7 protein-coding genes are annotated in these 5,106 nt (G+C 68.9%); all 7 read right to left on the bottom strand.

Features of this window, described 5'->3' with window-relative positions:
- Nucleotides 1–41 precede the first annotated feature (41 nt).
- The 7 genes from BN11_RS12915 to BN11_RS12885 are packed head-to-tail and all read right to left on the bottom strand — an operon-like array spanning nt 42 to nt 4,720.
- Nucleotides 42–533 carry a pilus assembly protein TadG-related protein gene (locus BN11_RS12915; RefSeq protein WP_053084098.1) on the bottom strand — a complete coding sequence of 164 codons (492 nt, stop codon included), beginning with the start codon at nt 531–533 and terminating at the stop codon, nt 42–44.
- On the bottom strand, nt 530–1,006 hold the full coding sequence (locus BN11_RS12910) for a hypothetical protein (RefSeq protein ID WP_048698314.1): 477 nt from the start codon (nt 1,004–1,006) through the stop codon (nt 530–532). The genes BN11_RS12915 and BN11_RS12910 overlap by 4 nt, the downstream gene beginning before the upstream one ends.
- Entirely contained in the window at nt 1,003–1,416 is a 414-nt protein-coding gene (locus BN11_RS12905) for a TadE family protein (RefSeq protein WP_235435464.1), read from the bottom strand. Before BN11_RS12905 ends, BN11_RS12910 begins: the two co-directional genes overlap by 4 nt.
- The gene (locus BN11_RS12900; protein WP_048698312.1) at nt 1,416–1,631 is read right to left on the bottom strand and encodes a hypothetical protein; all 216 of its coding nucleotides are present in this window, start codon (nt 1,629–1,631) and stop codon (nt 1,416–1,418) included. Before BN11_RS12900 ends, BN11_RS12905 begins: the two co-directional genes overlap by 1 nt.
- Before the next feature lie 38 nt (nt 1,632–1,669).
- A complete protein-coding gene (locus BN11_RS12895) occupies nt 1,670–2,620 on the bottom strand; it encodes a type II secretion system F family protein (protein WP_048698310.1) in 951 nt (316 codons plus the stop codon).
- Nucleotides 2,617–3,489, bottom strand: coding sequence for a type II secretion system F family protein (locus BN11_RS12890; RefSeq protein WP_048698308.1), 873 nt, complete (start codon nt 3,487–3,489; stop codon nt 2,617–2,619). The genes BN11_RS12895 and BN11_RS12890 overlap by 4 nt, the downstream gene beginning before the upstream one ends.
- A gap of 1 nt (nt 3,490) precedes the next feature.
- Nucleotides 3,491–4,720, bottom strand: coding sequence for a CpaF family protein (locus BN11_RS12885; RefSeq protein WP_048698306.1), 1,230 nt, complete (start codon nt 4,718–4,720; stop codon nt 3,491–3,493).
- Between the last annotated feature and the right edge of the window lie 386 nt (nt 4,721–5,106).

Raw genomic sequence — 5,106 nt, 5'->3', positions numbered from 1 at the left:
CATCGATGCCCGGGTCGCGGCCGCTCGGCGTTCCGTGCCCGTCAGGGAGCCCGGCGCGGCGCCGCCGGCAGGTTGACGTCGGCGCGGGCCCGCGACTCGACCGTGATCGTGATGCTGCGGCCGACGAACTCGGCGGCGCTGCTCAAGATGGGCAACTCGGCCGTCCCGGTGATGCGGACCACCGCCGTGCTCCCGTCCGGCGATCCGGTGCCCGGGGCGATCGTCCAAGCCTGCATCCGGTCGGGCATCGGGCGGGACGCCAGGTTGGCCGCAGCCGCTGCCCACACCTGCCCGTCGTCGAGCGGCACGGCCGTCCCGACCCCGGTGTCGTAGACCCGCTCCGCGATGCTGTCGGCCGCGTCCAGGGCGGCAGCATCGGCGGCATCGAGCAGGCGAATTCGGGCCAGCTGGGCGCTGGTCACCGTGATGATGCCCAGGATCAGCAGCAGCGCGATGCAGGTCAGCCCGATGATCAAGATCGTGATGCCGCCCGCCTCCGCATCGATCTCTTCGGGTGGTCGCCGGCGTCTCATCCGGCCTCCCGGAAGCGATCGATGGTCAGCACGTGGGTGCTCGACACGGGGACCTCGAGCGGCACGACATCGCGGGCGAACGCCGGCACCAGTGGCAGCGGCACGCTGACCGTCGCCCGGAACTCGATGCTGCTCTCGGGGGTCAGGCACGGCGAGGCGGAGCAGCGGATCTCGACGCTGCCGCCGTCCCCGCCGAAGCCTTGGTCCTCGAAGGCGATGGCCGCCGCCGCGCGCGCCCGGGCATCGGCACTGCCCTCCTCGGTTGCCGTGACGAAGGCCCGGCCGGCCTCGCGGGCGGCCTGGGCCACGGCATACGACCCGGCCTGGACGCGGGCGATCATCATCGTCAGATAGATGAGCGGCACGAGGAGCAGAACACCGAGGAAGACGAACTCCACGATCGCGGAAGCCTCCTCGGCCCCGGATCGTGGTCGCGCCCGTTCCATCGCGAATCGGTTGCGCAGGAAGGTCATTGGGCTTCCTCGAAGGCGCGTCCGGTGACGTGCAACTCGTTGTCCGGGCCAAGTGGACCGATGAGCGGCAAGGGAGCGGTGACGCGCACGACGACGACGTCGACGCCGTCGACCGACTCGGTGGAGGACGTCACGTTCTGGCTGAAGCGGGACGAGATCGCCGAGTCGATCATCTGGGTCGTGCGCGCCACGGCATCTCCCGGTGCCGCATCGACACGTGCCCCGACGCGTGCGCCCTCGGCGGCGCACGAGATCAGGGTGTTGCGAATGTGCAGGGTCAGCCCGAGCTGGAAGACGGCGGCGAACACGAACATCAGCAGGCCGGTCACCATGGCGAAGTCGGCGATCGCCGCGCCCGTTTCGACTCCCTCGTTCCCGCCCGGTGCCCGCGAGCCCAGGCTGCGCATCATCAGTTTCCGGACGGGCTGACCTCGTCAAGGGCGTCGCCGATCAGGGACTTGAGCCGTTCGTCGGCGATGAACCAGATCGCCGAGACCAGGCCCGCCGTCATGATGGTGATCAGGACCCAGCCGGGCACATCGCCGCGCTGGCCCTCGCGGTCGGCGAGGGCTCGGCGCAGGCCGTCGACGAGGCGGATGTGAGCTTTGATCATCTTCTCGGACATAGCGTTTCCTCTCGGTTGTGCTCGATTGAGCGTTGGTGTCACATGGAGAAGTTCAGGAAGTCGAAGCCGGGGAATACGGCGAACAGGACGGTGACGGGCAGGACGAGGAAGACGACCGGGATCATCATGGCGATCTCTTTCTTGCCGCCGGTCTCCATCAGTTGGCGGCGTCCCTCCTCACGAACGTCCTGGGCTTGCGCCCGCAGGACATCCGCCAGCGGGGTGCCGCGTTCGACGGCGATCACGACGCCGTCGACGAAACGGCTGAGGGATGTCAGACCGGTGCGTTCGGCGAGACCACCCAGCGCCCGCGGGAGGCTGGCGCCGGACCGGGCGTCCCCAAGGCAGCGGCCGAGTTCGGTGGCGAGTTCGCCCTTGGAGAGGCGGCATACCCTTTCGAGTGCCCCGACGGCACCCTCGCCTGCACCGACAGCGAGCGCGAGAAGCTCTGCCACAGTTGGGAATTCGGCGAGCATGCGCGCCTCGCGCCTCGTGACCGCACGCGTGAGCCATTGGTCCCACGCCACCACACCGGCCAGCGCGCCCAGGCCGGTGAGCCACAGCAGCATGAGCGGACCCCCGTTGCCGCCGACGGCGAGCAGAACGCCCAGCAGGCCGCCTGCCAACCCGCCCGCGACGCCGGCCAGGACCTGTTCGGCGCGGAAGCGATCCACATCCGGCTGGCGGCCCGCGCGGACCAGGCGGGAGCGCACGGAATCGGCGCCGCCGAGAAGGCGTTCGACGAGCCTGGCTCCGTCTCGCACGATCGGTCGGCCCAGCACCGCCAAGACCCCGGCGGGGGAGATGACCGTTCGATCGCGTAGGCGGGTGAACCCGACCGTGTCGATGAGGTAGGGGACCAGGCGGGCCTCCAAGGTGGGCCGGCGCTGCGCGCGCAGGTGCCGAAGGATCAGCAGCACCCCGGATGCGAAGAACAGGCCGGTCAGCGCTCCCCACTGGCCGATGCCGACGCGCTCGATGACGTTCATCCGAGCACCCGCTCTTCCTCAGGCAGCCGCGAGATCCGGACCATGATCCGGTAGGCGATCAAGGTGCACGTTCCGCCGCCCGCGAGCACCAGGGCACCGGTCGCGGTCGAGAACGACTGCACGGCCTCCGGGCGAGTACACATGAGTGCCAGCACGATCCACGGGGCAGCGACCGCCAGGCGGGCGGCATTGACCGTCCACGATTGGCGGGTCTCCAACTCGCTGCGCGCGTGCGCGTCGTCGCGCAGGAAGCCCGATAGCGTGCGCAGAAGCCGCCCGAGATCCGAGCCGCCGACCTCGCGCGCCATGCGCAGCGCCTCAACCAGCCGGTCGCCGACCGGGTCGGCGAGATTGGCTTTCAGACGGTCCAGGCTGTCGTTGAAGCGGCCGCTGACCCGATAGTCCTCGGCGAACTGCTGGAATGCCGGACGTAGGGGGAGCGGGCCGCGAATCGCCAACTGCACCAACGACTCCGGCAACGCCAGACCCGCCCGCACACCGGAGGTGATGTTGTCCACGGCATCCGGCCAAAGGTCGCGCAGAGCCGCCCGGCGCCGGCGAGCCCGCCCACGCACGAGGGCGATGGGTGCATACGACGCCAGCAGTCCGAAGGACAAGGCCACCGATGCCACCGACACCATCCCGTAGAAGAGGACGAAGACGAGCACCCCGGTCAGCGCGCAGGTGGCGAGGAGGGCGCGGGGCCCGACCGCGGCATACCCGGCCTGCACCAAGTCGTCCCCGAGGCGATCGATCCGGCTGCGACCGCGCCCTGTGGTCGTGGCCGCCGACTCCTCCGTCGGCCAAAAGGACCACCAGATGCAAAAAAGGCCAAGACCCAGGATCAGTCCCACGAGTACCGGTGGCATGTCAGACCCCCGACCGCAGCAACTGCGCGAGATCGAACCCGCTCGCCTCGAAACGGTCGGCGTGAGGCGGGAAGCCATCGGCACGCCGCAGTTCGCCTCCGCGGCGCACGAAGAGATCGGCCATCTCGACGACATCGCCCTCGCAGCGCCCCGGGATGGCGGCGATCTCGCGCACCCGGCGCTTGCCGTCACGGTCCAATCCGGTGTGCACCACGATGTCGATCGATGACGCGACGGTCGGGACGACGAACCGGCTGCCGACGTTCTCACCCGCCAGCAACGGGAGGGTGCACATCTTGATGACGGCCTCGCGGGCACTGTTGGCGTGCACCGTCGCCATGCCGGGAAGGCCGGAGTTCAACGCGATCAGGAGGTCGAGGGACTCGGCCTGGCGCACCTCGCCGACGATGATGCGCGATGGGCGCATCCGAAGGGCCTCCTTGACCAGCCGCCGCAACGGCACCTCGCCGCTACCCTCCAGACTGGGCTGGCGGCACTGCATCGCAGCGACGTCGCGTTGGGGGATCTTCAGTTCGAAGACCTCTTCCACCGTGACGATCCGCTCCCGCGGTGGCACGGCGGCGGCCAGGCAGTTGAGCAGGGTCGTCTTGCCCGCCTGAGTGCCGCCCGCGACCAAGACATTGAGGCCGGAAACGACAGCGGCTTCGAGGAAACGACTGGCCTCTGGTGTCAAAGTGCCGAGGCGGACAAGATCTTCCAGCTTGTCGGCTTTTGCGACGAATTTTCTGATGTTCAGGAACCAATGAGCCCGCGTAATGTCGGGAATGACGACGTGTAGGCGGCTGCCGTCCGGCAGGACGGCGTCGACGAACGGCGAGCTGAGGTCGACCCGGCGGCCGGAGGTGCGAAGCATGCGTTCGACCAGGTCGCGCACCGCCTCGTCGGTGAGCATCGTCGGGGTTAGTTCGGACACACCGTTGCGGGCGATGAAGACGCGCCAGGGCTCGTTGATCCAGATCTCTTCGACGGCTGGGTCGTCGAAATACTGTTGCAGCGGACCGTATCCCGCGACCGAGTCGAGGATCGCGCGGGCGGCGGCGTCGAGGTCGGACAGGCGCGGCAGGCCGCCGCTGATCGACCGGTCGTCGTAGTCGGCGACCGCGTCCCGCACGACCCGGCGGATCTCGTGGGCGTCGGCCAATGGGTCCAGATCGGAACGCCGAATGTGCTCGCGCACATCGCTCTCGATCAGCGCCACCGCAGCGTCCATCTCTTTCCCCCCTTCCCCGAGAGGTCTTCCCGAGGCCCCCTGCGCCTCGGGTTTGACCGGGACCATAGGCGAGGTCGGCGAATCCCGCTCGGTGAGTGAGGGGTTATCCACAGAAGCTGGAGAAACTTTGCCAAGTTCTTGCGCGGTCTTTACCTTTCCACGCCCTCGACGACCTCGCCGACGACCCGCATAGCGCGTGTCACAACCTGGGCGATCCGGCGTGCCCGATTGCCCGACTCGAGACGAAGCCGGGCGGTTCGTGTCACGACTTGGGCGATGGCCGGCGACGGATCCCCCACGTGGTGACATCCGCCGGTGTGGGCTCGACGTGCGGTGGCAGGCGGCGAGCCGACAATCGGGTGGTTCGACATGGGGTGGTTCGACAT

Origin of the sequence: Nostocoides australiense Ben110 (assembly GCF_001050535.1) — a bacterium.
In the GTDB taxonomy this organism is placed as follows: domain Bacteria; phylum Actinomycetota; class Actinomycetes; order Actinomycetales; family Dermatophilaceae; genus Nostocoides_A; species Nostocoides_A australiense.
This window is presented reverse-complemented; position numbering and strand designations above follow the sequence as displayed.

Coding starts and splice junctions, on each gene's coding strand:
- BN11_RS12900 (WP_048698312.1), bottom strand. CDS start 1,631: ATGTCCGAGAAGATGATCAAAGCTCACATCCGCCTCGTCGACGGCCTG.
- BN11_RS12895 (WP_048698310.1), bottom strand. CDS start 2,620: ATGAACGTCATCGAGCGCGTCGGCATCGGCCAGTGGGGAGCGCTGACC.
- BN11_RS12910 (WP_048698314.1), bottom strand. CDS start 1,006: ATGACCTTCCTGCGCAACCGATTCGCGATGGAACGGGCGCGACCACGA.
- BN11_RS12885 (WP_048698306.1), bottom strand. CDS start 4,720: ATGGACGCTGCGGTGGCGCTGATCGAGAGCGATGTGCGCGAGCACATT.
- BN11_RS12890 (WP_048698308.1), bottom strand. CDS start 3,489: ATGCCACCGGTACTCGTGGGACTGATCCTGGGTCTTGGCCTTTTTTGC.
- BN11_RS12905 (WP_235435464.1), bottom strand. CDS start 1,416: ATGATGCGCAGCCTGGGCTCGCGGGCACCGGGCGGGAACGAGGGAGTC.
- BN11_RS12915 (WP_053084098.1), bottom strand. CDS start 533: ATGAGACGCCGGCGACCACCCGAAGAGATCGATGCGGAGGCGGGCGGC.